We start from the raw sequence: 1,980 nt of genomic DNA, 5'->3' as shown, positions 1-1,980 counted from the left end.
CCGGCCCACCCCTTCCCGAGGCTCCGGCCTACGGCCTCCGCCTCGGGAAGCCTCGCGCGATCCTCCTGTTGATCACGCGTGCCCGATCGATCCGGAGGAATTTACACCACTACCAGGGACTATAGCCCGGAAGGCCGCGTCGATGGTCTCGGGAGCAGTCGGGCGGGCGAGACCGAACCGGCGGGTGTTGCCAGGGCCTGCCTGCGCGGGAAACACGTAGACATCCCCCTGCCGGGATGGCGCCGCTGAGCCGCGCGAGCTCGTCCCGCCAGGAGCGCAACATGTCAAGCCCGGCGGGCCCGAGCTGCACTACCCGACGCCGGTTACGAGTCTTGAGCTCGTCGGCTCGCTCCGGCCCATCAGCCCGTCCACGGTAAGGAGCCAGGCCACCGCCCACCGGGTGGCGGTTGAGACCTTCAGCAGCCGGGCGAACTTCTCGGGGGTCATAGCTTTCGGCTCGCCGGGCTCGGGGCGCGGCGGGATCGCAACATCCTGCGTCACATCGCGCGGGATCATGCGCTCCTTGACGGCTGCCCGTAGCATCTGCCCGGCCACCTTGTACACAATCTGGCACTGGCGCAGGCTGCGGCCCTGCTCGCGCATGCGGGTGTACAGCTCGGTCAGATATCGGCCAGTAAGGTCTCGTAGCAGCATCCCGCCGTAGGCCGACGTTACGTACCGCAGGGCGTTTGGGTAGGCCTCACGAGTGTTCTCGGCGAGGCCGGTTTGCCGGCGACTGCGCAGGAGCAAGGTCTCACGCAGCCAGCGCTCGCACCATTCAGCGACGGTGACCTTGTTCGGCAACGGAAGCGTACCGGACTGATACAGCCGGCGGGCCTCGTCGAGCTTTGCCAGCGCCTCTTGAGGCGTGCTTCCGTAGAAGAGCCGCCGGTCCGGCCTCCCGTTGGGCCGCTTGCCGAACCGGCCCGGCCGGTCGCCTCGGTTCCAGGTGATGCCTGAAAGGGTGATGCGCTGGTCACAGCACAGTCCAGCGCATCCGGAAGTAGCCAGTAGCGGCAGCGCAAGAATCGCCGCAAGCACAACGGAACGTCCGGCAAGCACCGCACGGCGCATAAGTGCCGCCAATCACCACTACCCAAGAGCCTGTCCCATAGAACACTTCGTGCACGTCGATTCTGTGTCCGAGCTGCTCGAGCCCCCCACTAGGAATATGGCATGGGCTTTTGCTGGTGCGTGCATCCAGGAAGGTACCTACATCGCCGTCATTCCGCCGTCGACAATGAGCGTCTGGCCGGTGATGAAGTCCGACGCCGGGGCAGCCAGAAACAGGGCAGCACCCTGGATGTCCACATCGCGGCCGACCCGCCCGAGGGGTGTGCTGGCCACGATCTTGTCCTCGGCGCGGGCGATCACGGCACTCGACATGCGGGTCGGAATGAAGCCCGGTGCCAGGCCGTTCACCCGGATGCCCCAAGGCGCCCACTTGACTGCCAGGTCCCGAACCAGCGCGGTCAGGGCTCCTTTACTGGCCGTGTAGCCGACTGCATCGAGGACGTCCGGCGGCTGCCCCTTGAACGCCACCACTGAGGAGACCGCCACAACCTTGCCATAGCCCGCCTGCCGCATGAAACGGGCGGCCTCGCGGGCCACCAGGTAGGTGCCGGTGACGTTGACGTCCACGACCCACCGAAAACGATCCAGCGGCATTTCCAATGACGGTGCGCCCCACGAGACACCGGCCGCGCAAACGGCGATATCGAGCCGGCCGGCCCAGTCGAGGACGCTCTGAACCAGGGTCCCCACCTGGCTGACGTCCGTGACATCACACGGTATGCCCAGGTTGGGGATGCCCTCGCCCGTCAGCTGCTCCTCGGCCGGGTTGAGCCACTCGCGTCGACGGGCCGCGATGCATACCCGCGCCCCCGCTTGGCCGAGAGCGCGGGCGATGGCCAGCCCCAGGCCCCGAGAACCCCCGGTGACCAGCGCCACGCGTCCGGTGAGGTCGAAGAGGGCGTGGAC

Annotated in this window: 2 protein-coding genes; both read right to left on the bottom strand. The window is 67.3% G+C overall.

Annotated elements, in window-relative coordinates:
* Positions 1-309 precede the first annotated feature (309 nt).
* Positions 310-1,074, bottom strand: a complete 765-nt coding sequence (locus AB1609_22525; protein MEW6049210.1) for a hypothetical protein — start codon at positions 1,072-1,074, stop codon at positions 310-312.
* 138 nt (positions 1,075-1,212) lie between these two features.
* On the bottom strand, positions 1,213-1,980 hold a 768-nt coding region (locus AB1609_22520; protein ID MEW6049209.1), incomplete at its 5' end, for an SDR family oxidoreductase.

Source organism: Bacillota bacterium (assembly GCA_040754675.1).
GTDB lineage: Bacteria > Bacillota > Limnochordia > Limnochordales > Geochordaceae > Geochorda.
This window is presented reverse-complemented; position numbering and strand designations above follow the sequence as displayed.